Annotated in this window: 28 protein-coding genes and 1 tRNA gene; 8 read left to right on the top strand and 21 right to left on the bottom strand. The window is 29.7% G+C overall.

Annotation, left to right across the window (positions count from 1 at the left end):
* The 13 genes from hypD to folD all read right to left on the bottom strand — a co-directional run bounded on the left by hypD (window position 1) and on the right by folD (window position 13,175).
* Window positions 1-1,089: a hydrogenase formation protein HypD gene (hypD, locus tag CSPT_RS02715; protein ID WP_089182187.1), complete on the bottom strand. Its 1,089-nt coding sequence runs from the start codon at window positions 1,087-1,089 to the stop codon at window positions 1-3.
* A 9-nt stretch (window positions 1,090-1,098) separates the two neighbouring features.
* The gene (locus CSPT_RS02710; protein ID WP_089182186.1) at window positions 1,099-1,380 is read right to left on the bottom strand and encodes a HypC/HybG/HupF family hydrogenase formation chaperone; all 282 of its coding nucleotides are present in this window, start codon (window positions 1,378-1,380) and stop codon (window positions 1,099-1,101) included.
* Window positions 1,380-2,174, bottom strand: coding sequence for a hydrogenase nickel incorporation protein HypB (gene hypB, locus CSPT_RS02705; protein ID WP_089182185.1), 795 nt, complete (start codon window positions 2,172-2,174; stop codon window positions 1,380-1,382). Before hypB ends, CSPT_RS02710 begins: the two co-directional genes overlap by 1 nt.
* Window positions 2,175-2,245: 71 nt before the next feature.
* Window positions 2,246-3,478: a GGDEF domain-containing protein gene (locus CSPT_RS02700; RefSeq protein WP_089182184.1), complete on the bottom strand. Its 1,233-nt coding sequence runs from the start codon at window positions 3,476-3,478 to the stop codon at window positions 2,246-2,248.
* 54 nt (window positions 3,479-3,532) lie between these two features.
* Window positions 3,533-4,138, bottom strand: coding sequence for a class I SAM-dependent methyltransferase (locus tag CSPT_RS02695; RefSeq protein WP_089182183.1), 606 nt, complete (start codon window positions 4,136-4,138; stop codon window positions 3,533-3,535).
* A 2-nt stretch (window positions 4,139-4,140) separates the two neighbouring features.
* A complete protein-coding gene (locus CSPT_RS02690) occupies window positions 4,141-5,244 on the bottom strand; it encodes a restriction endonuclease subunit S (RefSeq protein WP_201261378.1) in 1,104 nt (367 codons plus the stop codon).
* Between the two features lie 59 nt (window positions 5,245-5,303).
* Window positions 5,304-7,343 carry an HsdM family class I SAM-dependent methyltransferase gene (locus CSPT_RS02685; protein ID WP_089182181.1) on the bottom strand — a complete coding sequence of 680 codons (2,040 nt, stop codon included), beginning with the start codon at window positions 7,341-7,343 and terminating at the stop codon, window positions 5,304-5,306.
* 13 nt (window positions 7,344-7,356) lie between these two features.
* Complete coding sequence (gene recG, locus CSPT_RS02680) at window positions 7,357-9,159, bottom strand: ATP-dependent DNA helicase RecG (protein WP_089182180.1); 1,803 nt, start codon at window positions 9,157-9,159, stop codon at window positions 7,357-7,359.
* A complete protein-coding gene (locus tag CSPT_RS09235) occupies window positions 9,149-9,883 on the bottom strand; it encodes a M16 family metallopeptidase (RefSeq protein ID WP_235610080.1) in 735 nt (244 codons plus the stop codon). Before CSPT_RS09235 ends, recG begins: the two co-directional genes overlap by 11 nt.
* A gap of 14 nt (window positions 9,884-9,897) precedes the next feature.
* Window positions 9,898-10,374 carry an insulinase family protein gene (locus CSPT_RS09230; RefSeq protein WP_235610079.1) on the bottom strand — a complete coding sequence of 159 codons (477 nt, stop codon included), beginning with the start codon at window positions 10,372-10,374 and terminating at the stop codon, window positions 9,898-9,900.
* 13 nt (window positions 10,375-10,387) lie between these two features.
* Window positions 10,388-11,428 carry a dehypoxanthine futalosine cyclase gene (locus CSPT_RS02670; RefSeq protein WP_089183299.1) on the bottom strand — a complete coding sequence of 347 codons (1,041 nt, stop codon included), beginning with the start codon at window positions 11,426-11,428 and terminating at the stop codon, window positions 10,388-10,390.
* Between the two features lie 45 nt (window positions 11,429-11,473).
* Entirely contained in the window at window positions 11,474-12,319 is an 846-nt protein-coding gene (lepB, locus tag CSPT_RS02665) for a signal peptidase I (protein ID WP_089182179.1), read from the bottom strand.
* Window position 12,320: 1 nt separating this feature from the next.
* On the bottom strand, window positions 12,321-13,175 hold the full coding sequence (gene folD, locus CSPT_RS02660) for a bifunctional methylenetetrahydrofolate dehydrogenase/methenyltetrahydrofolate cyclohydrolase FolD (RefSeq protein WP_089182178.1): 855 nt from the start codon (window positions 13,173-13,175) through the stop codon (window positions 12,321-12,323).
* Between the two features lie 81 nt (window positions 13,176-13,256).
* Here folD and CSPT_RS02655 point away from each other — a divergent pair, with 81 nt between their 5' ends.
* The 8 genes from CSPT_RS02655 to CSPT_RS02620 all read left to right on the top strand — a co-directional run bounded on the left by CSPT_RS02655 (window position 13,257) and on the right by CSPT_RS02620 (window position 19,372).
* Window positions 13,257-13,640: a hypothetical protein gene (locus CSPT_RS02655; protein WP_033916433.1), complete on the top strand. Its 384-nt coding sequence runs from the start codon at window positions 13,257-13,259 to the stop codon at window positions 13,638-13,640.
* The gene (gene hemL / locus CSPT_RS02650) at window positions 13,630-14,907 is read left to right on the top strand and encodes a glutamate-1-semialdehyde 2,1-aminomutase (RefSeq protein ID WP_089182177.1); all 1,278 of its coding nucleotides are present in this window, start codon (window positions 13,630-13,632) and stop codon (window positions 14,905-14,907) included. Before CSPT_RS02655 ends, hemL begins: the two co-directional genes overlap by 11 nt.
* 2 nt (window positions 14,908-14,909) lie before the next feature.
* A complete protein-coding gene (locus tag CSPT_RS02645) occupies window positions 14,910-15,188 on the top strand; it encodes an AtpZ/AtpI family protein (protein WP_089182176.1) in 279 nt (92 codons plus the stop codon).
* A complete protein-coding gene (locus CSPT_RS02640) occupies window positions 15,181-15,618 on the top strand; it encodes a hypothetical protein (RefSeq protein WP_089182175.1) in 438 nt (145 codons plus the stop codon). Before CSPT_RS02645 ends, CSPT_RS02640 begins: the two co-directional genes overlap by 8 nt.
* A gap of 18 nt (window positions 15,619-15,636) precedes the next feature.
* The gene (locus CSPT_RS02635; protein WP_089182174.1) at window positions 15,637-17,643 is read left to right on the top strand and encodes a hypothetical protein; all 2,007 of its coding nucleotides are present in this window, start codon (window positions 15,637-15,639) and stop codon (window positions 17,641-17,643) included.
* Window positions 17,644-17,907, top strand: coding sequence for a FlhB-like flagellar biosynthesis protein (locus tag CSPT_RS02630; protein WP_089182173.1), 264 nt, complete (start codon window positions 17,644-17,646; stop codon window positions 17,905-17,907). It abuts the gene before it with no gap.
* 93 nt (window positions 17,908-18,000) lie between these two features.
* Window positions 18,001-18,582, top strand: coding sequence for a CheB methylesterase domain-containing protein (locus CSPT_RS02625; protein ID WP_089182172.1), 582 nt, complete (start codon window positions 18,001-18,003; stop codon window positions 18,580-18,582).
* The gene (locus CSPT_RS02620; RefSeq protein WP_089182171.1) at window positions 18,575-19,372 is read left to right on the top strand and encodes a CheR family methyltransferase; all 798 of its coding nucleotides are present in this window, start codon (window positions 18,575-18,577) and stop codon (window positions 19,370-19,372) included. Before CSPT_RS02625 ends, CSPT_RS02620 begins: the two co-directional genes overlap by 8 nt.
* A gap of 77 nt (window positions 19,373-19,449) precedes the next feature.
* Here the strand turns inward: CSPT_RS02620 and CSPT_RS02615 are convergent, their stop codons facing one another.
* The 8 genes from CSPT_RS02615 to napG all read right to left on the bottom strand — a co-directional run bounded on the left by CSPT_RS02615 (window position 19,450) and on the right by napG (window position 24,576).
* Window positions 19,450-20,589, bottom strand: coding sequence for a PilZ domain-containing protein (locus CSPT_RS02615; RefSeq protein ID WP_089182170.1), 1,140 nt, complete (start codon window positions 20,587-20,589; stop codon window positions 19,450-19,452).
* Window positions 20,590-20,666: 77 nt separating this feature from the next.
* A tRNA-Ile gene (locus CSPT_RS02610) sits at window positions 20,667-20,743 on the bottom strand.
* A 77-nt stretch (window positions 20,744-20,820) separates the two neighbouring features.
* Window positions 20,821-21,147 (bottom strand): chaperone NapD, encoded by a 327-nt coding sequence (locus CSPT_RS02605; RefSeq protein WP_089182169.1) that lies wholly within the window; start codon window positions 21,145-21,147, stop codon window positions 20,821-20,823.
* Window positions 21,144-22,073, bottom strand: coding sequence for a WD40 repeat domain-containing protein (locus CSPT_RS02600; RefSeq protein WP_089182168.1), 930 nt, complete (start codon window positions 22,071-22,073; stop codon window positions 21,144-21,146). Before CSPT_RS02600 ends, CSPT_RS02605 begins: the two co-directional genes overlap by 4 nt.
* Window positions 22,073-22,519 carry a 4Fe-4S dicluster domain-containing protein gene (locus tag CSPT_RS02595; protein ID WP_089182167.1) on the bottom strand — a complete coding sequence of 149 codons (447 nt, stop codon included), beginning with the start codon at window positions 22,517-22,519 and terminating at the stop codon, window positions 22,073-22,075. Before CSPT_RS02595 ends, CSPT_RS02600 begins: the two co-directional genes overlap by 1 nt.
* Before the next feature lie 3 nt (window positions 22,520-22,522).
* Window positions 22,523-23,035: a nitrate reductase cytochrome c-type subunit gene (locus tag CSPT_RS02590; RefSeq protein WP_089187924.1), complete on the bottom strand. Its 513-nt coding sequence runs from the start codon at window positions 23,033-23,035 to the stop codon at window positions 22,523-22,525.
* Window positions 23,036-23,824, bottom strand: a complete 789-nt coding sequence (gene napH / locus CSPT_RS02585; RefSeq protein ID WP_089188762.1) for a quinol dehydrogenase ferredoxin subunit NapH — start codon at window positions 23,822-23,824, stop codon at window positions 23,036-23,038.
* Window positions 23,824-24,576, bottom strand: a complete 753-nt coding sequence (gene napG / locus CSPT_RS02580) for a ferredoxin-type protein NapG (protein ID WP_089182166.1) — start codon at window positions 24,574-24,576, stop codon at window positions 23,824-23,826. Before napG ends, napH begins: the two co-directional genes overlap by 1 nt.
* Window position 24,577: the final 1 nt, after the last annotated feature.

Genomic DNA, 24,577 nt, shown 5'->3' with positions numbered 1-24,577 from the left:
CTAACTCCTCTTTTGATATTTATAGTAAGCCGCACAAGCACCTTCGCTTGAGACCATACATGAGCCTATAGGATTTTGTGGATTACAAGCTTTAGCAAAAACTTTGCAATCATATGGTTTTGCCCTACCACGAAGTATCTCTCCGCACATACACGCCCTGCTTTCGCCCTTGCTTTCTACACTACAATCAAAAACTTTCTTAGCATTTATCTTATCAAAATCGCTTTTTAAATCATATCCGCTTGATTTTATAATCCCAAGACCACGCCAATTAAAATCACAAATTTCAAAATATTTATTTATAAGTTCTTTTGCTTTTAAATTTCCATCTTCTTTGACAACTCTTTTATACTGATTATAAACCTCATAACTGCCATTTTCGTGTTGCATTACTAAATTTAAAATGCTATCCATCATATCAAGCGGTTCAAATCCGCTTACTGCAATTGGAGTTTTATACTCATTTGCTAAACTTTCATAAATTTTTGATCCAGTTATCACACTTACATGGCTTGGTCCTAAAAATGCATCTATATGAACATTTTCATCATTCATTATAGCTCTAATTGGTGCTGGAACCGTAACATGATTGATATGAAAAAACAGATTTTTTAAGTCAAGTTCTATGGTTTTTTGTATCACAACTGCACTCATTGGTGTTGTTGTCTCAAAGCCAATAGCAAAAAATATAACTATTTTATCCTTGTTTTCTAATGCTATTTTTATAACATCTAAAGGCGTATATAAGGATCTTATATCGTGCCCTTTTGCACGAAGTTTTTGTAGTGATGTGTTACTTCCTGGAACTCTTAGCATATCAGCAAGTGTGCAAAATATAGTATTTGGCATAGAAGCAAGTTTGATAGCTTCATCTATACTTCTTTTTGGCATAACGCACACTGGACAACCAGGTCCGTGAATGAAATTTATATTTTCTCCAACCAAATCATTAAGTCCAAATTTCATCAAGCTATGCGTATGTCCGCCGCAAATTTCCATTATATTAAGCGGCTTTTTGCTATGTTTTTTTATGAGCTCACTTAATGCTAAAATAAGCTCTTTGTCTCTAAATTCAGATATTAAATCCATTTGATTTCTTTAAGAATTTTTGCTAAGAAGTCCCATATCGCCTTCAAATTCGTCTATGGTGCCATCTTTCATCATCTTAGCTATTTCTTCGTATGCTTTTAAGCTTTCGATTGCGTAAGCTGTGTCTATTTTTTCCATAGCAAAACCAACATGAATTAACACATAATCCCCAACACTAACAGGCTCACTTATAAGATCTAAACTCACACCCCTTTCTACGCCCAAAGTTTCAACTATAGCATAGTTGTTCTCATCTATACTTTTAACTTTAGATGGGATACTTAAACACATTATCTAAGCTCCATTTTCATTTTTAAATAGTTAATCCACTTATCAAAACCATCGCCAGTTTTACTATCTAAAACTATTATATCAGCTCTTGGATTTAGTTTTCTAAGCTCGGCTGTAACATCTTTTATATCAAACTCAAAATGCTCTATCAAAGATGATTTTGTAATAACCACAAGATCGGCTGTTCTAAACATAACGGGATATTTAGCAACTTTATCACTTCCTTCTGGAGTGCTTAATAAAACTATATTTAAATGAGCTCCTACATCATAACTTGCAGGGCAAACCAAATTTCCAACATTTTCAATGAAAACCAATTTTACATCATTTAAATCAAGATGATGAAGACCATCGTGAACCATAAATGCGTCCAAATGACAGCTTTGTCCAGTTGTTATCTGATAAGCTCTGGCACCAGCTTTTAAAATTCTATCTGCATCGCGGTTTGTCTCTAAATCCCCTTCTAATACCGCTATATTTAAATCCATTTTTTTTATAGTGTTTTCTAAAAGCGTAGTTTTACCGGCACCTGGGCTACTCATTAAATTTATACATAAGATACCACTTTCATCAAAATGCTTTCTTATATGAGCTGCCTCACTATCATTTTGAGATAAAATTTTAGTTATAACCTCAACCGTTTTTGTATCATTTAAAGCGGGGTGTGAGTACTCGTGTATAGCATTTTCTCCTTCTTTATGCATATGCTCGTGAGAGTGAGTATGAGAATGAGTTACGCCATCGCTGTGTGTATGTTCGTGAGAATGTAGGCTACAACCACAATCTTTGCACATTTTTTACTCCTTATAATTTATTTAAAGATTATACTATTTTGATTTAAAAGCATACTTAATTTAAAAAACTACTATTTTTCAACAAAGGTTGCCCTATGTTTTCCAAAATCTTTTGATATATAAAGCCCACGATCTGCTCTTTCTAACATAGTTTCAAAAGTATCTCCATCTTTATATTTTGTATATCCAACACTGAAATTTACAACTAATTTTTCTTCTATTCCATTTTTATTTACAGCATAAACAAAATCGTATTTTTGATTCATTACTCTATCTATAATATCTTTTATAAACTCATCACTAGCCCCGCAAATACTTATCAAAAACTCATCTCCTCCATATCTTGATACGATGTCTATTTTTCTTACGGTATTTACTATTTTCTTTGCAGTAAATATTATGATATCATCTCCAACACTATGACCGTATTTGTCATTAAAGCCTTTGAAATTATCAATGTCTAAAAAAATCAAATATAAATTATCTTTATTTCTTTGAACCCTATTTATCTCTCTTGTGAAAATATCTATAAATACAAATCTATTATAAACCCCGGTTAGTCTATCTGAATTTGAAACTTTTTGGAATCTATAATAAACTAATTTTACATAATTTATAAGTGCTATGACTATTATAGACATCAAAATAGATATCATAGCCGCCATTATTATAGTTAATATAAATATATTTCTAGTTTTTTGCATAATTTCTTGATATTTTTCTATGCTTACATCTATACCAATAGCTGCAATAAATGTCTGATTTTCATCATACACAGGAGCTATTGCTGAAAGAAATGTACCATAGTTATCTGTCTCAAAATCTTTATTTACATATACTTTACCAGATTCAACCAATTCGAACCAATTATCAGAGTTGTCTGTTTCTACAAGCTCTTTCATTATTTTAGCAGGTGAAGCAATAGGATCTTTAGCGATTGCATTTTGTGCATTTGCAACATCTAAAACATAATACTTTTTACCATCTCTTTCTACAACTGTGTATATATCATAAACTTCTCTATAAAGAGCAAAAAAATCAAACAAAGGGGCTGTGACTTTTTGATAATTATCGCTTGAAGCATTTTGCTCATCTTCTACAATCTTGTGTAAATTTGGATTTACACTAAAAGAAAGTGCGTATGCTGCCATTCCAAGATGGTGCCTAAATTCCTCATATTCCAAGCTATTTCGTTTTTCATAAGTATAAATAATTGGTATAGAAATTATTATAAAAAATATAAAAAAACATACAATACCAACATGTTTTGGTTTATTTAAAAATATATTAGAAATTCTTTCCATAACCTACCAATAAAAATTTTATAATAAATGGCTTGTATTGTATCATATTTTCAACTATTTTTGTGAAATAATGCAAAGTTTCTCACTTTTATTCATATTAAAACTCTGTATGTTTTTATAACCTACTTCTTTTAAAATATTGATTAATTCATCTTTTGTAAGTTGATTTTTTAAATGCACTTCTTTACTCCACTCTTTTAAAACCTCTTTTGTGCTTCCTTCAACAAAAATTAAAAATTTTCCGCCATCTTTTAAAACTCTTTTTATCTCTAAAAAATCATTTTTTATATCAGGCCAAAAATATATCGTCTCAAACGCACAAACAATATCAAAAAAAATATCTTTAAATTTCAAATTTGAAACACTCTGTTCATCTATAAAAACTCTTTTTTGTTCTATAAGATGGGAATTAATTTCACTTGCAACATCTACACTAGTGCTAGAATAATCCACTCCATAGATAACACTATCGTTAAATTTAGTAGCTAAATTTGATATATTTTTTCCGCCACCACAACCAACATCTAATATATTTAAATTTCTACCAAACTCTAAATTTGATATAGCCCAAGTTGCACCCTCATTATGCATCTCGTTCATTCTAAGAAGCGTTTCTTTGCCCTCTTCCCCTTTTGGAAACCTGCAATTATCTTTATTCATTTTTATCCTTTATTACAAACTATCTTTTTAGTAACTTCTATCTTTTCATCCGCATACAAAACGACATATTTTATAACTAACTTTTGAACTGCGATTATGAAATTTTCCATAAATTTAAAATCAATCTCGCCATTTTTGGTTGGCAAGGATATAAATTTATTTTTTACAACATTCCAGCCACCAAGTTTATTTTTATAAGAATATTTAGGTAAATCTGTAACTTTATTAATGCAAGTAACTATAAATAAATATTGCTGTGATAATAATACAAAATTTTTATCTATCCAATCAATACCATAGGCATCAGATAAAACTGTGAATTCCCTAGATTGAAAATATGCCCTATAAATGTCACTATTTGAAGGTATAGAAATTACATTTTTAAGAACAGTTGCATTTTCTTTTGGTGCATAATAATTTAATCCTTGATTTTGAAAACTAGAAGTTAAACAAGGCAAGATATATCTATCAGTTGGAATATTAGGTAAATCTTTAGCTTTGTATGGTAGCTTTTTTGTTGATAGCCTATTAAATAAATCACCGATTTTAAATTCTTTCCACTCTAAATTTTCAAATTCTTTTAAAGCATTTTGTTCATCAGTTGTAAGCTTATAATCTTTCAAATTTGTCACGAGTAGATACGCCTCAAGCTCCGCTATACGCTCCGCCTCAAGCTCAGCTATAAAATTTTCCATAAATTCAAAATCAATCTCGCTTTTTAAATTTATAGGAAGTTTTATTATGTGATTTTTTATATCATCCAATTTATAACCACTTTGCTGATAATCATATAAAGAAACAAACTTCTGTATATTTGATACAAAAAAATATGCAATTTTATCATTCCATTTTTTTATTAAAATTTTAGGCGATAATTTATTTATATTTTGAGAACAATAATATGGCTCTTTTTGAAATTTTACATATTTATAATTTCCTATCACTGTGGCTGTTATTGTAAAAGGTTCGTTTGGTTCAAAGTCTCTTTTTGCTATTTTTCCTTGTATTCCATTGTTTTCAAAAGTTCTACCAACGAAATTTATACCCTTATCTATAAAATCAATAGCATTGCTATCTAATGATTTAGTTCCTACAACTTCAAACAAATCCCCAATCCTAAACTCGCCCCACTTAACATTTTGTAGTTTTTCGTTAAGTGGGGAATCTATTTTCCCAGGCTATCATCTCCATTTTTAAGCAAATTTGATACTTCCCACGCGAGATAATCACTTACTGTTTTTTTAAAGTCGTTTAAATTTGGTTTTGTATCAATTGGGGCTGATTTATTCCAATCGCAGCCGTTATTTGGGTCTATCGTTGTTTCGTAATACTCATTTTCAGTGAAAATTTTAAGCTTACTTTTACCAAAGCGAACTAAATTTACAAGCTCAGTGTAGCGTTCTTTTGCGTTATTTGTATCTTTTAAATTTATACTTGCTTTTTTGCGATTACTTCTTGTGTAGCCGTCATTTGAAAAGTCTATAAATTTAACGATTTCATCCTTGTGATGAGGCTCACCAACTCTAAAAACATAGATATTTGTTTGCACGCTTGATTTACCGATAAATAAATCTATTGGCATTTTAATACTTGCTATTAAAGTAGAGTGCTTTAAAATTTCTATATTATACTCTTTTGCTTTGCCACTTCCAGCTGAATTTTGGATGATGATAGCAGCGTAACCTTTACTCATCATAGACAAGGCTTTTTGAACAAAAACCATCCCATTTCCAGCAGCAGAATATGGAGGATTTAGCACAAAAGCCGTGGCTGGAAATTTCTCTTCAGTTTTACCAAAACCATATTTGCCATCAAAATTTAAAAGTGAGTCTTGATTTAGGATATTTGAGCTACCATCCCCCATCATTATCATATTTAAAATCGCAAGCATATAGATACTTGATAAAACTTCAAGTCCGAGAAGTTGGTTTGCTTTTATGTTAAGTTCTTTTTGTCTTAATTCATCAGGGGATGAAATTTTATTTTTCGCATCATCTAGCATCTCATTCATAGCAGCAACCAAAAGTCCCGCTGAGCCTGTTGCAAAGTCCCAAACATAGCTATCCTTATCAACTCTTGCAAGTTTTACAAGAAGTTTTGCTACATATGAGGGCGTTAAAACTACATCGTTTAATTTATCTTGAGTAAACCCGAGCCACGAATACATTTCGTTAAAAAGTTTTCCCGTAAAATCAGTCGTAAGCCCGATTTTATAATAAATACCTAAATCATCAACAATCTTTGTAAAAACTCTTTTAAGCTGACTTTCGTCGTTTATCGGACGGTTTATATTTTCAGTTAAAAGAGTGTTTGAAAGGGTTCTAACTATCATCTCTTGCTTTGAAACTGGGAGATTTTTATGACTTAAAAAAGCCTCTATTTTACGGATAATAATTTCACCGTCAGTGCTACCTTTTTCAGTAGATGACTTTAGCTCATCTTTTTCAAGTGGGCTAACTTTGCTAGGAATTCCTAAAGTTGCCATTATCGAAGCAGCTACTAAATAGACTCTATCGTTTTCGCTTAAACCTTTTTCATCTCTATAAATATCGTTATTTAGCTTTGTTAGGCTTGTTTGAATTTCTTGTTCTTTTTTGGCTTTGATTTTCTCAAGTTCATCAGGGCTTAAAGATAGAGATTTAACTTTTTTAATAAAATCGTTAAAATTTTCTTTTTTTAAAAATGATAAATCTGTGTATTTAGCAACTTCTTGCCCCACGCCTAAGTTTTTCTTTGAAACATAATAAACTGCGATTTGTATCTGAGTCTTTTCAAACTCATCATCATATCCTGTAACGCCAATGGCTATGACATCGGTATAGCTTGTATAGTGCAAGATAGCATTTGCGTAATGCACCGCTCCATTTAGTGCATATGAATTGATATTTTTATAATTTGGTTCGTTTTTTGCGGTTAGATTTTCTACTTGATTATTTGCATCTAGTTTGATTAATTTATCTTTGTAGCCTTTGTATTCTATCAAGATAGGATAATAATATAAATTTTTATCTTGCAAAAGAATTTTTACATCTGGGCGGTTTCCACCTTTGCCACCATTTTTTGAAGCGTATTCATTTAAGGCTTTATCAATTTCTGTATTTAAGCTACCTTGTTCTAGCTTATAATCTAAATTATATTGTTTTAGCCAACCATTTACTATATCAGCAACTTTTGGTTCAACTGATTGATATCTTGACTTTGCCAATTTTTTCTCCTTATTAAATTTTATTTAATCTTTTTTGTGCCATTTGTGCCAAATTTTCATCCATATCATAATACTCAAAAGTCGCACCGTGTTGAATGGTTCCATCTAGTATATCGCCGCTTTGACGGTTTTTAAGATCAATATTTGCTACCTTAAAACCATCTAGCGTTTGGCTAAATTCTTTTAATCTAGGCGGAATATTTTTTAACTTTGTATATAAATAGCACCAACCATCACCCCCATTTCTACCAACTCTTCCACGAAGCTGATGAAGCGAAGCAAGACCAAGTTTTTCAGCTGCTACTATGACAATAATGCTAAGTTTTGGTAACGATATACCAACTTCAACCACGGTTGTAGTAAGCAAAAGTGAGCCTTTATCTCTAAAATCTAGCAAAATTTGTTCTTTATCCTTGTCTTTTCCGTGCGTCATATATACATTTTTAAAATTTTTAAACCAAAAATCCTTTGCTTCATCTATACTTTGATAATTACTAACTTCACTTTTTTCTACAAGCGGATAAACCACAATAGCCTGTTTTCCAAGATTTATTTCTTTTTTAATATGATTAATAAGATTTTTAAAACCATTATTTTGAATCACAAAAGTATGAATATGTTTTTCATATGGTAAAGTTTTTAAAAAACTAAAATTTACAAGAGAAGATTGAATCAAACTAAGCGTTCTTGGTATCGGTGTTGCACTAAATTGCAAAAAATGCGCCCTAAACCTACCATCGCTTGTCAAAAGATTGATTTTTTGCCTTTGATTTGAACCAAACCTATGCTGTTCATCTACCATAACAAGAGAGGTTTTTGGAAGTTCTTGATACAATAAAACATGCGTTCCTATAATCAAATTTACGCCATTAAAATTTAAGTTTTTATCACCGCTTTTAACAAGCATTACATTCATAAAACTTGGTAGTAATTTTTTTGCTTCGCTGTAAATTTGCTCAGCTAAAATACTTGTTGGTGCCATTAAAATAGCATTTTGTGGATACATCATAAGAGCAGCTCCAAGCATCACAAGAGTTTTGCCGCTTCCAACATCGCCCATTATAACTCGTTTTGATGCTTTTGCTAAAAGAAAATCGTTTTTTATATCATCTAGTGCATTTAACTGATCTTTTGTTGGCTTAAATGGTAAAGTTTTTAACCATGAGCTTATATCAAAAATATCAATTTTTTTAGCCATAAAATCAGTTTTTTTGGTGCTTAATTTTTTCATATAATTATAAATTTCAACAAATTTAATAGTAGTAAAAATTTCTTTGTGTTCTTTTAAATTTGATAGAATTTCTATGCTTTGTGAATTGTTTTTATGTAAATTTAATAGCAAATTTGCTTCATTTTCGTTTAAACCTTGGGAGAGTAAATTTTCATAAGTTATGTATTTGTGTATCAAATTTGCAATATATTGATCTTTTATGTCTCTTTTAAAATGTGGCAAAATCTCGCCTATTTTTGTAACAATTTTTGGATTTACAAATTGCCAAGAGCCATAAGCAAACGAGGATTTTGCATGTATAAACATTTTTTTACCGCTTTTAAATGCAGCAAAATGCCATTTTCTAGCATTAAAAATTATGATTTTTACATCACATTGCCAAGTTATACAAAATGCGGTTATTTGAAGAATATTAAGTTTTCTAGTTTGATATTTGATTTCTATTTCTACTACATTTTCGCCATCATTAGGGCTATTTTTTACGCTTAAATCATCATACTTTTTTGGTAAAAGCAAAGCAAGATCAAGTAAGCTAGTTACTCCTATTTTTTCTAAATTTGATCTATCTTTTATATCAAATTTCATTACTTATTATGCTAAAACTTAACTTTGTTATCTCATCATGAGATGAAATGTAGTCGTTTAAATCTTTGAGTTTTAAGTTAGCAATTTTCTTTAAATTTTCATCAAAAAATCCTTCTTTTTGTCCTAAATAATACTCACTTTGAGCTACGCTTAATCTTTTTGATAAAGTTTCTTTTCTAAGCGGCTCACTTCCAAGAAGAAAGTTTTTTGCCATATCAAGTTCTTTTTTACTAACGCCATTTTTTACAAATTCATCAAACTCCTTTTTTACAACGCTTAATGCTTCGTCTTTACTCTCATTTTTGGTTTGTAAATATCCCCAAATTTGTTTATGGGAAAGATTTAAAGAATTTCTAGCATAAGCACTATATGCAAGCCCTCTTTTTACGCGTATTTCTTCCATAAGCCTACTTCCAAAGCCACTACTTCCTAAGATAAAAGTAGCCACATTTGCGAGATAATACTCATCTATATTGACATTATATGGCGAACCAAAATATATATAAGCTTGTTTGCTATCTTTTTGTTTTTGTTTTACAATCTCTTTGCTTGAAGTTTCAAATTTTGGCAATACCCTAGGAATTCCTGCATGTAGAGAATTTAACATATCTTTTAACATATGCTCCTCAAAATCTACATCACCTCCTAAAACTATAAACAAATTTGAAAGATCTAAATTTTCTTTTAAAAATGTTGAAATTTCATCCTTTGTTATGGTATTCAAACTATCTTCATACCCTAAATCAGGATGTGATAAATACTGCCTTCATATAAAATTTTATTTAATTCTGTCTTTGCTAAATAATCAAAATCGCTATTTAAATTTAAAATTTCACTTGAAGTTATAATTTTTAGTTTTTCTATGGTATTTTTATCTAAATTTGGATCACTTAAAAGCTCTTTTATCGCTTTAAGTCCAAATTCAAAATGCTCTTTAAGCAAATCTAAACTTATACTCAATGTCTCAAATCCACAACCCACATAAAGACTAATTGCTCTCATATCAAGTTTTTTGTAAAACTCACTAACTCCGTCTTTTTTAGTTCCTTCGTTCATAATTTTTTCACAAAATTTAGCAAGTCCAAAATTATTATTATTTTGTATGCTGCCAGCAACTCTAAAAACAAGCTGCATACTAATTATAGGCAAAGAGCTATCTTTTTCGTAAATAACAGGAATTTTTATGCCTTTTATCTCTATAAATTTTCTTTCCACCTAAAATACTCCATCATTTATAAATTTCTAAAATATCATAGTTTGTATTGCGTTTCGCAGGCGTTTCTCCAACATCTTTTATGATATCGATAAGCTCTTGCGTATTCATTTTAAATGTTGCACCAGCTGCGTTTACGACATTTTCTTCCATCATTGTTGAGCCCATATCGTTTGCACCAAATTTAAGTGCGAGTTGTCCGACATATTTTCCTTGCGTTACCCAGCTACTTTGTATATTTTTAAAATTATCCAAAAATAGCCTTGCAGCAGCAACCAAGCGGAGATATTTATTTGGTGATTGCTTAATAATATCAGGGTATTCTTGTATCAGTTTTGTATTGCCGCTTTGAAAACTCCACAAGATAAAAGCTCTAAACCCGCCCGTTTCATCTTGCAAATCCCTTATCATTTCCCAGTGCTCAACTATCTCTTTTGTTGTTTCGAGCGTACCAAACATCTGTGTTGCAGTAGTTTTCATGTTTATTTTATGTGCACTTTTATGGACATTTAACCAAGTTTTTGCATCTATCTTTTTTGGAGCTATAATGTTTCTTACTCTTTCACTTAAAATTTCAGCCCCAGCACCTGGAATGCTATAAAGACCTTTGTTTTGAAGTCTTTTTAGAACTTCGTCGATGGAAATTTTACTAACTTTTGCTATGTAATCTATCTCTATAGCAGAAAAGCCATGGATGTCTATATTTGGATATTTTTTATGAATATGCTCAACTAAATCCTCATACCATTCTATTTTAAGCTTTGGATGAACACCACCTTGGAAAAGTATCTCTGTTCCGCCAATTTCTATAAGCTCATCTATCTTTTTATCTATCTCATCATAACTTAGTATATAAGCATCTTCGTCATTTACTTTTCTGCAAAAAGCACAGAATTTACAATCCACAAAGCAGATATTTGTATAATTTATATTTCTATCTATGACAAAAGTCGTTATGCCTTTTGGATGTAACTCTTTTTTACGCTCATTTGCCTTTTTGCCAAGTTCATTTAAAGGCATATTTTCTATCATCCAAACAGCTTCATCAACACTCATTCTATTTTTCAATTTAACACCTTTTTAAATTTATATCAAAACTCATCACGGTTGATCATAAATATATCTAGTATCATTTTCAACCGTATCTATAAATCTACCAATTCTCTCCCATCTAATCTTATACTCACTATCCCACGAAAAATATATAAACCAAGGCTTTCCAACGATAAATTTATAAGGCACACTACCCCAAAATCTACTATCATAAGAGTTATCTCTATTATCGCCTATCATAAAAAACTCACCAGTTGGAACTTTGAAATAAAAAGCATTTACATTAGCATTGTAAAAATTATCTCTTTTTGGCAACTCTTTTACAAATGTAGGCATCATCGCAACTTTATCACCTTTTTGCATAACAGCAAGCATTGTTAAAAACAGATCTTTTCCATCTGTATAGTGGATACCCTTTTTATCATAAGGCTCTTTTACAAAAAGTTTATCATTTAAGGTTACAAATTCTCTGCCTTTAAAAGTTTTTTTCATATACTCATCGCCCTCATTTGCTCTTAGATAAAATGCCTTACCATCAAATATAACCTCATCATCGCCAGTTGCAAAATTTCTTTTTACATAGTGAATTTTTTCATCCTCTGGAAATCTAAAAACAACTATATCGCCTCTTTTGGGCTTATCTCCACTTATTATATGACCATCTCCATCAAAATCAGGAAGCACAGGCAGCTCAATCCAAGGAATGTGTGGAGTTGGTATACCATAGCTATATTTTTTTACAAAAAGATGATCGCCTATTAAAAGTGTATTTTTCATAGAGCCACTTGGTATTACAAAAGCCTGTGCTATAAAAAATATAATAAGCAAGACTATTATAATAGTTCCAGTCCAGCTGCTTGAAAAATTATATGCTTTGGAAAAAAATCTTTTCATTTTATTTTGCTTTATTTAGTCTATTTTGAGCTGATTTTATAGTATTGTTAAGTAGCATTGCTATTGTCATCGGCCCAACTCCACCAGGAACTGGAGTTATAAAAGAGCACTTTTCTTTAACATTTTCAAAATCAACATCTCCAACCAAAGTTCCATTATCAAGTCTATTTATACCAACATCTATAACAACAGCACCGTCTTTTACCATATCGCTTGTTAAAAAGTGTGGTTTTCCAATGGCAACTACTAGTATATCAGCCTGTTTTGTAAGTAAGCTTAAATCTTTTGTTTTGCTATGAGTTGCGATAACTGTAGCATTTGCATTTAAAAGTAAATTTATCATTGGTTTTCCAACTATATTGCTTCTTCCTATAACACAAGCTAGTTTTCCAGTTAAATCAATGCCATATTCACTAAACATTCTCATAATTCCAAGTGGCGTACAAGGCACAAAACCATCTATACCGCTAACTAAATTTCCAGTATTTATCGCATGAAATCCATCAACATCTTTAAATGGCGATATGGATTTTATAACTTTTTGTTCGCTTATATGTTTTGGAAGCGGGAGTTGAACTAAAATACCATCAATACTATCATCTAAATTTAAAACATCTATAAGTGCAAGAAGCTCATTTTCAGATGTATTTTCAGGAAGTCTATGCATTATAGAGCGTATTTCACAAGCATTGCAAGCTTTTTCCTTTGAGTTCACATAGGTTTGAGAAGCTTTGTCTTCACCTACTAAAATCACAGCAAGAGCTGGTTGAATTCCTGAATTTTTTAACCTAATAGCTTCTTGTTTTACTTCAGATTTTACCTTAGCACTAAGTGCTTTTCCATCTAAAATTGTCATATTTTTCTCCAGGTATTTATGCTTTTTTTATCACAAAAATTGTATCATAGCTAAATTTTTATTTAAAAAGAGTAAATTTATATGAAATTTATAGTTTTTTTGAGTATATTTGTATCAAATTTGTTTTGTGCCGATTTTATCACAAAAGATGAATATGCAAAGATGTTATATCAAAATCCAAGGGGAATTTCTTGTGCAAAATGTCACGGAAAAGATGCCAAAGGAAGCGTTATAGCAAGATACAAAGATATAAAGACAAAAAAAATTGATGGCGAGATTTTTAAAGAAGAAGTAAGCAAAACACTAGAAGCTCCAGATATAACAAATCTTGATTTTGAAAGATTTAAAAATGCAGTAGTGGATTCAAAAGGCGTTATGCCTACATATTTTCTTACAATTGATGAGATAAAAAGTTTATATTATTATGTTAATAAAAACCAACAAAAGGAAAAAAATGACAAATAAATCAGCATTTGACGCAGCAAAAAAACTAATTCCAGGCGGAGTTGATTCTCCTGTTAGAGCATTTAAAAGCGTTGGCACTACACCTCCATTTATAGATCACGCAAAAGGTTGTTATATTTATGATATAGAGGGAAACAAATACATAGATTTTGTCCAAAGTTGGGGACCTTTGATATTTGGACATTGCGATAAAGACATACAAGAAGCCATTATAAAAAGCGTAAAAAAGGGTGTGAGTTTTGGAGCACCAACACTTAGTGAAACAAATTTAGCCAAACTTATACTTGATGAGTTTAAATTTATTGATAAAATACGCTTTGTAAATAGTGGCACAGAAGCTACAATGAGTGCAATAAGAGCCGCTAGAGGATATAGTAAAAAAGATGGTTTAATCAAATTTGAGGGTTGTTATCACGGACATAGCGACGCACTTCTCATCAAAGCTGGAAGCGGTGCTACTACATACGCAAATGCAAGCAGTAGCGGAGTTCCACAAGATATAGTAAAAAACACATATCTAGCCATATACAACGATATTAAAAGCGTAAAAGATATATTTGAGGCAAACAAAGATAAGATTGGAGTTGTTATAATTGAAGCAATAGCTGGAAATATGGGCTTAGTTCCTGCTAAAAAAGAGTTTTTGTCGCAACTACGAGAGCTTTGTGATAAGCACGGAGCTGTTTTAATCTTAGATGAAGTAATGAGTGGATATAGAGCCAGCAAAAGAGGTAGTTTTGATTTTCATGATATAAAAGCCGATATGATAACTTTTGGTAAAGTTATAGGTGGAGGAATGAGCGCAGCAGCATTTGGCGGTAAAAAAGAGATAATGGACTGCTTAAGCCCAGATGGCGCTGTATATCAAGCTGGAACACTAAGTGGAAATCCAGTTGCAATGAGTGCTGGAATTGCTGCGCTTAAAAAAATCAACAATGACAAAAATTTATATAAAAAACTAAGCTCTCTTAGTCAAATGCTAATGGATGGATTTAGTAGTGCAGCCAAAAAGAACAATATCCCGCTACAAACACAAACAAGAGGCTCTATGTTTGGATATTTTTTTAGCAATAAAAAAGTTGAAAATTATGAAGATGCGCTAAAAAGCGATACATTAGCATTTGCTAAATTTCATACAAATATGCTAAAACAAGGCATTTATCTTGCGCCAAGTCAGTTTGAAACAGGTTTTGTATGCGATGCAATGGATGAAAAAATCATTAAAAAAGCTATAAAAGCTGCAAATAAAGCTTTTAGGGAAATTTGAAAATGTCAAAAACAAACGAAATTATAAAAGGTGCAAACGCGCTAAGCCTTGGCATATCGATGGTTGTTGCTGTATTTTTGGGTATAGGGCTTGGGTATTTGCTTAAAAAATTTACTGGAATTGGATTTTTATTTTGGATAGGTGTTGGTTTTGGAATAATTGCGGCTATTTTAAATGTGTATAAAGCGTATAAAACTCAATTATCGTCATTAGATGAACTAAAAAATGATCCAAAATACAAAAACCTAAAATACGAAGAAGATAAAGAAGATGATGAATAAAAATAGTGAGTTTAAAAAACTATTTTACATATATTTTATACTTGATTTTACATTGATAGTATGCTCTATTTTTGTGGGTTTAAATTTCTTTTTAAACTCACAAATATCTTTTTTATGTTCTTTAATAATATTATCTTTAAATATTTATGTATACAAAAAAAGGGTATTTAAAGATAGTTTGTATGGCGATGATTTAAACTTAAATCAAGAAAAACCAAAAAAAATAGTATTTCAAAAAATCACAACTTTTTTATCGCCATTTAAAATATTTGGTTACATTTTGTTAATAGCTGGATTTTTCTTTTTAAGAAATAGCGGTAGACTTGAGATAATTCCATTTTTACTAGGCATTTTGCTTATGCCAGTAGGCATAATAATATTTGCTTTTAGACTAAAACTATACGACAATTTAGCCGATAATACTCATTAAATGACAAAAAGGTAAAAATTGGAATCTGCAATAAATAGCAATATAAATAGTGGAATTGGAAGCGAGGTTTTAAAAAACACACAAAAACCTGTTCAAAAAAATGATGGTAAAACAAATTCTTCAGTTCAAAATTTATTAGAAAAAAAAGATCTTTTTAAAAAACCAGATATTGCTACAAACATTGCTATAAATGAAGAAAAAACATCAGCAACTCTTGAAAAACTTGTAAATAAACTTTTAGATGCAATAAAATCTAGTTCAAATTTACTTATAAAAAACACACAAATAACAAATAGTGCTAAATCCTTACAAGTTGCCCCAAATTTATCAAAGGATTTAGCACAACTTACAAAAGTTTTAGATGCTTTAAGTGAAAATTTGCCAGAATTAAAAGAGCTAAATACAAAACTAAAAGAATTCTTAAAGCCTATAGAAAATATCAAAACAACACCCCTAAAAACTCAAATTCAAAAATCAGGCATAATGCTAGAAGCTGCTATAAAAGATGCTTTAAATAAAGAAAATATACCAAAAAACATAACCAAACTAATAAATAAAATGAAAAGAGTAAGTTCTGATACACTCATAAAAGAATTTACAAAACTAGCACAAAATGAGACTTTAAACACAAAAGAATCTTTTAATGAATTAAAAAAAGTTTTAGATGAAGTAAATATTTCTGCTAAAAAAATGATAGATAACCCGCAAAACAAAGAGCTTAAAACCATAACCAATATAGCTTCAAAACTTGAAAATATAGTTAAATTTTTAAATAAAATAAACTCAAAAATTATACTTACGCAAGTTGTCGATGAAAAGGCAAATTTAATCAAAAACAGTAGTAATCAAAATATAGTCAATAATAATGCAAATCCAGTGCAAAATCTGGCAAATCAGCAAATAAACGATAAAATACAAAATAATACAAATTCACAACAAAATGAATTGCAAAATCTTAAAACAAATATCGCAGCAGATAAAATCATAGATGAAATTCCAACAAAACAAAACACTCCAAAATCGCCATTAGAAACTTTGATGCAAAATACACCAAATGCTAAACAACTATCGGCACAAGAAAAACTTCTTTCGCAAGATAATATAAAGCAATTTACTCGTAGTATAAATAAAGTTATAAATGATTTAAAAACCGAACTAAACACTATAGCGATGCCTAAAAATGAGCAAATTTCCCAACTTCAAAAAGAGATAAAAACACTAATAAATAACATTCAAAACTCCTTAAATACGATAAATTCAAGCGGACAAGCAATAATTGAAAATTTTAAACAAAGCATAGCAACAGACAATCTTATATCAAAAAGTGAAAATTTCACACTTCAAGACAAATTAAGTGCTGCTGCAAATAAACTAAATAAAATTTTAAAATTAACAAATAGAGAATTTAGTGATTCAAAAATTACATTTAATGAAACTAAAAGTTTGTTAAAAATATTTAATGTCGCACAAAAAGAGTTAGAAAACATTACTCCAAAAAATAGAGCTGAAGCTATGTCAAATTTAAATGACGATATGAAAAATACTTTATTAAAAATAAGCAAAAGCACTGAAAATAGCTCACTTCCCAATGCAAACCAAGCAAATAATATCACAAATAAACTTCTTGCTCAAATAGACATTCATCAACTAGCATCATTTGCAACAAATAGCCTTCAAACTTATGTACCTTATGTTTGGGATTTAGTAGATGGTGGAAATATCGCATTTAAACAAGGTAAAAAAAATAAATATTACTGCAAAATAGATTTAAATTTTAAAGATCATGGTTTACTAAATGTAATGCTAGCTCTTTCAAAAGATAGATTTTTAGAGATATCAATAGCAGCACAAAGTGAAAATTTTAAAAACTTAATACTTGAAAATTCAAAAGAATTAAAAGTAGCCATAATAAATGCAGGTTTAAATATAACAAATTTTACATTAAAAACTATGCCTAAAAATAGTCTTTTAAATGCTTATGAATTTTCTAGTATGTTTGATCTTGGTTTTGACAAAAGAGCATAAATGGCAAAGATAAAAAAAGCTGTAGCGTTAGGATATAATCGCGAAAAAGACAATGCACCAAAAGTTTTAGCAACTGGTAAAGGCGAAATTGCAACAAAAATTATAAATTTAGCAAAAGAACACAAAATTCCAATAAAAGAAGATACTGATTTGGTTGAACTTTTAAGCAAAGTTGATATAAATCAAGAAATACCTCAAAATTTATATAAAGCAGTAGCTGAAATATTTAGCTTCTTATACAAAATAACAAATAAAAATAAGTAGTGCGTATTTTTTACTTATTTGTAAATAAACATATATTATGGCATAATAAAAAATTATTAGATTAAATTACGAATAAACATAAAAAGAGATTAAATGGCACAAAAAATTGTTTTAATAGGATCTTCAACTGGCGGACCTGGTCATCTAAAAAAGCTACTTTTAGATGTAGATATAAATAACTGCACTATAATTATAGCTCAACACATGAGTTTAAATTTTATGGATACTTTTATACAACAAATAAAAGATTTTTTTAAAAGTGAAACATTGATAAATAGAATAGATAAAAAAGTATTTATAAAAAGCGGAGTTTATGTTTGTACTCAAAACTCTATAATATTACCAACACAGCCGCTTTGCATAGCACCATACAATGGAGATATCAAAACAACTTATAACCCAAATGTCGATATGCTTTTTTCCTCAGCCGCAAAAATAACAAAATTAGCCGATATAATGGCTATACTTCTTACAGGAATCGGGGATGACGGTGCAAAAGGACTTTTTGAGTTATATAAAGCAAAAGCACAATGTGTAGCTGAAAATGAAGAAAGTGCTATAGTTTATGGTATGCCAAAAAGAGCAAAAGAGCTAAATCCTCAACTATTAACACTTAATTTAGCAAATATCAAATTAAAATTAGAAAGTTTTTTAAAGGAAAATAACAATGAATGAAAAACAATCTTTGCAGGATAATCAAAAATTTGATAGCCTTTTAGATGTCATTAAACAATTCACTGGCTCAGAACTCATAGATAAAAAAGATATCACAAAAAAAAGATTAAGCGATTTTGCTATTTCTAAACACATAAACTCTTTTGAACAACTAACAAATAAAATCATAGTAGATAGGACAATAAGACAAGAGGTTATAAATTTAATAACAGTAAATGAAACATATTTTTACAGAGAAGTTCATCAGCTAGAATCAGGCATACATTATTGCAAAAAAAGTGATTGGCAAATGCATATACTTTGCGCCCCTTGCTCAAGCGGAGAGGAAGTTTATTCGCTTGGAATGATAGCTTATTCGCTTGGATTAGACAAATCAATGATTAGTATAACAGGTGTTGATATAAACTCGCAAGCGATATCAAAAGCAAATGCCGCAGAGTATCAAGAAAGAGCTTTGCAAAAACTCGCTCTTTCTCAAAAAAATATATTTTTTGATAAAAAAGATGATTGCACTTATAAAATAAAAAAACACCTTATGCCAAGAATAAATTTCAAAGTTATGAATGTTTTTGATCATAATTTTGAAAAAATGGGTAAATTTGACATAATTTACTCAAGAAATATGCTTATATATTTTAATGATGAATTTAGGCTAAAAACAATCGAAGCTTTTTGGAAACTTTTAAATCAAGGCGGAAGATTATATGTAGGACATGCAGATACTGTGCCTTTTACAGATGTATTTAAAAAACGAAGCGAACTTGGAATTTATTTTTATGAAAAAGTCTAAATTTAAATCATTTTGATTTAAAAATAAAAGGAGATTTTGCTTTAAAATAACAAAATCTTCTTTATCAAATCTAATTTTTATTGATATAAACTCAACTTATTTTCAAGTTCTTTTAATGTCTCTTTTTCTCTTTGTCTAGAAAATTCAACAATCTTATTTATACCAAATTGATTTTTATCAACTATTTCAAAACAATATCTCATAGATCCTTGATAATTAAGTGCTACAACGAGTTTAAAGTTTAAATTTAAATCAAATTCTTCTGAATTTTGAGGCATTACCAAAGTAAATTTAGCATTTATAATCTGCGAGTTTTTAAATCCAGCATTTTCTGAGCTAACTACACCCATTCCACCTTCTGATATATCATAAAGCTTTCCAACCAAACTAATACCATCTTCACTACTTAGCGTAACTTTTGTAAATTTATTTGGATGAACTCTTGGAAATCTTCTATCTTTTGCAGGCATCTTTGCTTGTCTAGAAAAATTACCAAGCAATACAGTTGAGTTTTTTATATCAATTGATATAATATTTGCTTTTAGATGTTGTGGTAAATTTTCATCTTGAATTATGTAGGCATTACCCTCTTCTTTCATAGCTAAAATTTGCATAAGATTTACTCTACAAATCACTCTTTCGTTTTCTACATTTACTATACTTCCATCACATTCAACTTTAACACCATCGTATAAATTTAAAAAATGCAGTTTATTTGAGCTATTTTTTACTCTCACTAAACTATCTATGATATTTTCAAATAAAGAAAATCCGCTACTACTTTGTATATTTAGTGTAGTTTTTTGTCTATTTGTAGTTTGCCTTTGTTCATATAACGCTAGTAAATCATCATAAATTTTGTTTGTGATATTAAATAAATGCAATATGGCTATATATAAATTATTTCTTTTAGATGACAAAATTTCTCTAGAAAAAATATAATTTAACCTTAAAAACATAGCAGATAAAAAATATTTCTCAAAATTTATGTCTTCAAACATTACTTTAAGACTCAAACGCAATGAATTAACATCTAATTTTTCACTGCTTATAGATAAAAAAACGGCATTGCAAAAGTCTTGTAAATCATAAGTATCCACAATTCCTTTTTTATATTCATTACACTTATCTTTTGCATAATTTTGAAAATCGTTTTTAAGTGAATTTAATATACTTAAACAATTTTCTCTTATAAATTCTTGATCTTCGTAAAGCATATAAGTTCCTTTACTTTATAAATTTAGCAATCATTATAGCATTATTATTTGAAATTTTAGTAAAATATTATAAAAAGTGGTGGGTTCAGTAGGACTCGAACCTACGACCATCCGGTTATGAGCCGGATGCTCTAACCAACTGAGCTATGAACCCAATTAAATGAAGTAAAATTGTGATTATATACAATATAAGCTTTAAATTAGATAAAATTATTACTTATGATGACAAAATTAGATATTTTTATACAAATCGCCGCTATATTTTATATTTTTTGCGTCTATCTCATCATTTAAAAAACTATCAATTAAACTTTGGCTTAAATCCTCTTTTATATCTTCTTGATACGAATATACCATAGATACACTATTAACATATTTTAAATGCTCTATACTTTTAAATTTTTTTAGCTCATCATCTAAATTTAAAGCTGTAATTAAAACAACTATCTTATCATCATTTGATGCAACAATTTCACATCCTTTTAAATCACTAATCATCTTTTTTACTTGCTGTGTAAAATTTTCCTTTACATTTACAACAACGCTTGATATATTCATCTAAACCTCCAAAATAAAATCTCATTACCATATCCTGATGCAATCAAAGTTGAATCATCTATAAAAATAATGCTATTTATAGTATTCATAGAAGTTTGCAAAGTTGTGATTTTTTGCATACTTAGAGTATCTCTTATGGTTATATCACTATTTTCACCATCCATATAAGCAAATACCTTGCCGCTACTACTTATGCCAACGCAATAAACCAAAAAACTACTAGTAACAAAATTCATTTTTAAATCTTTAATCACGACTATATTTTTATCCGCACTTCCAGTTACTACAACCGAATTTCCACAATCTATAGAATACACACTATCTTTATGTGCATTAAATTTATTTACAATCTCTTTTTTTTGTGTATCAAAAACATAAATAGTGCCGCCCTCATCAGCAACATAAAGCATTTTTTTATCTTTGCTAAGCGTTATATCGCCCAAAGCTGCAGTTGAAAATTTAAAAGAAAAAATAACTTTGGAACTATTTATATCAAAATAATAAATTTCATTACTAATTGACGCAAGCAGTGCTGTATTTTCATCTAAAAAGAGTGCTTTTTTTATTGACTCGTTTTTCAAATTTATAGTATTTAATCCACTTTTTTTATATAAACTAATTGCTTTTTTGCCAAAATCTTCTTCATGCAAAATCATTACTTTATCTTTAAAAGTATCTATACTAAAAGTTTTTGCTGGGATTTCATCGCTAAAATATGTTTTAATATAAGGAAGTTTTATGGGTTCTAACATTTTGCTTAAATTTATATCATAAACCTCAACGCTTGAATTATCAGTTGCTATGAAAAGCAAATTTCTATCTAAATTCATACTCATTGCATTTGATGAAAGTTCTATCTTATCGTAAGGCTCAATGCCATAAGAAAGTGTTAAAAAAATCAAAAAAAGAATTACATTTTTTATCATCATAAATCCTTTTTAGCAACTAAATTTATGGATTTTACAAAACAACTTCCCACACACTCGCCACATCCTATACAATTTTGATGTACAACTGGTCTAAAAACTCCAAAATATTCTATGGCTTTATATTTGCAAACATCTAAACAATTATAACATACTGTATCATTCCAAGCTAGGCATGAATTTACATTTATTTTTGCAAAAGCGTTTATATATTTAGTATTTTCAGTGCTTAAAACAGAATTTACACAAACATCGGCACACTTCGCACAAAAATTGCAGCCATAATCATTTACGATAAACTCTACCCTCGTTTCATTAAATTTAAGCAAATTTCGCTCACAAGCTAAAACACAAGGCGCATTGCAACCAATGCAATCAAATTTACCGCTAAAATACGGGGGATTAACAGGTTTTTTACTTCCTGTTAATCTAAAAATTACGCCCATATCTTACTTAACGCCTTCGTTTAAAATATCTAATAAATTTGATTTATTTACGCTATCTTTTGATCTAAAATCGGCTTTAAATTTATTTTCAACCAAAGGCTTTGCATTTGCTTGCGGAACATGGCAAGTTAAACAAAAATATCTCTCATCGTCAAGCTTTCCACCAAGATCTTTTGCTGTTCTTAAACTTACAAGATGAGATTTTGGAACAGATGTAGCATTTACACTAGTTGCAACCTCTGGCATATGGCAAGTTAAGCACATATTTAAATCAGCAGTTATAGGAATTTGTCCTTCTAAATCATGAGAAATAAGCGGTGGTGCATTTTCAAATGATCTTTTATATTTTGTAGAAAGTCCTGCCGGCTCTTTTGTCCAATCAATCGGGGCTAATTTTATATCTTCAGTAGCAATGTTTTGTCTTAATCCAAGATCAGAACTTGAAATAACACCACCATTTTTACTACAACCAATGAACAGTGCAATTATTATTAAAAATATTGCAAATTTTTTCATCTATTTTCTCCTTAAACTTCTTATATCGAATTTTAGTGAGTTATGCTTGCAAATGTCTATACATTTACCGCAACTTATACACTCACTAGATACATAACCATTTTCTTTTCCTACCATATTTAAAACATGTTTTTCAGGACATACGCTTTTGCAATCCATACATTTTGAGCAATCTTTCATATCGTAATGAACTCTAATGAGAGAAAATTTACTGATTATTGCATAAAATGCACCAAGAGGGCAAATGTGCGAACAAATTCCTCTATCGCTTATATATAACTCAAAAATAAAAATAGCTAATATCCAAAGTATTACACTTAAATCCAAAAATATAATTCCTCTTTGTACAATACCAATATAGCTAATATTTTCAAAAGCCGGCACTCCTAGTAAAAAACTTAAAACAAAAGATAAAATCAGCAAAAAATATCTTAAATTTTTTGATAAATTTAAAACTTTTGTATCTTTGTTTATGCCGAATTTTTGTTTGATAAAATACGCAAAAGAGGTTATCAAATTTACAGGACAAACCCAAGAACAAAACACTCTTGGAGCGATAAGCGAATATACACAAAATATCACAAAAGCTCCAATTATAGCGTTTAAACTTATACTAAAACTAGCTAGATAAATTTGAAGCACTGCAAATGGATCACTTAATGGGATAGTGTTAAACAGCACAGATGAACTTAAATCGCCTTTTAAAACATTAAGTCCATAAAAATTTCCAACAATAAAAACAATCAAAATAATAATTTGAGATATTTTAGAAATAAAGCCGTATTTTATCATTGTAAATTCTCGCTATTTAAGTAATCAAGTGTTTCTTTTTTATCTAAATAAATTTTAGTATCAGCGTCTTTTAGCTTTTTATCAGCCCCTTCAATCCAGCCTTTTACATAATTATCATTACTTTTTCCAATAACAAATTCTCTAGGAATTACACTTATAGAAGCTTTTTTGGTTATACAGGCTCTTTCGCATTTTCCACATCCGGTACAATAAGTGCTATCTATAACAGGTAATAAAAACGCATGTTTGCTTGTTCTTTCATTGTGTTTATAATCCAAAAACAAAGCCTTATCCATAACAGGACAAGCTCTATAACAAATATCGCATTGAATTCCCCAGTAAGCAACACAGGTTTTATCATCTACTATAGCAACGCCCATTTTGGATTTTTTGATATCAAGTTTGCCATTAGTTTTTAACAAATTTATATCTAAAGCACCTGTTGGACAAATTTCAGCACAAGGTATATCCTCACACATATAACATGGTATGTTTCTTGGCATAAAAAAAGGTGTTCCAATGGCGGCACTATGATTGATACTAGCTAGCTTTAGAGTATTATATGGACAGGCTTTAACACAAAGACCGCATTTTATACACTTTGATATAAAATTTTGCTCTTTAAGTGCACCAGGTGGTCGTAAAAAAACCTTACTATCTCCTTTTGCTCCAACACTCCAAATAAAACCGCCACAAAGTAGCAAACTTGCTATCTTAAAACCCTTTTTTAAAGCCTCTCTTCTTTGCATT

The sequence above is a fragment of the Campylobacter sputorum subsp. sputorum genome, assembly GCF_008245005.1.
GTDB lineage: Bacteria > Campylobacterota > Campylobacteria > Campylobacterales > Campylobacteraceae > Campylobacter_F > Campylobacter_F sputorum.
This window is presented reverse-complemented; position numbering and strand designations above follow the sequence as displayed.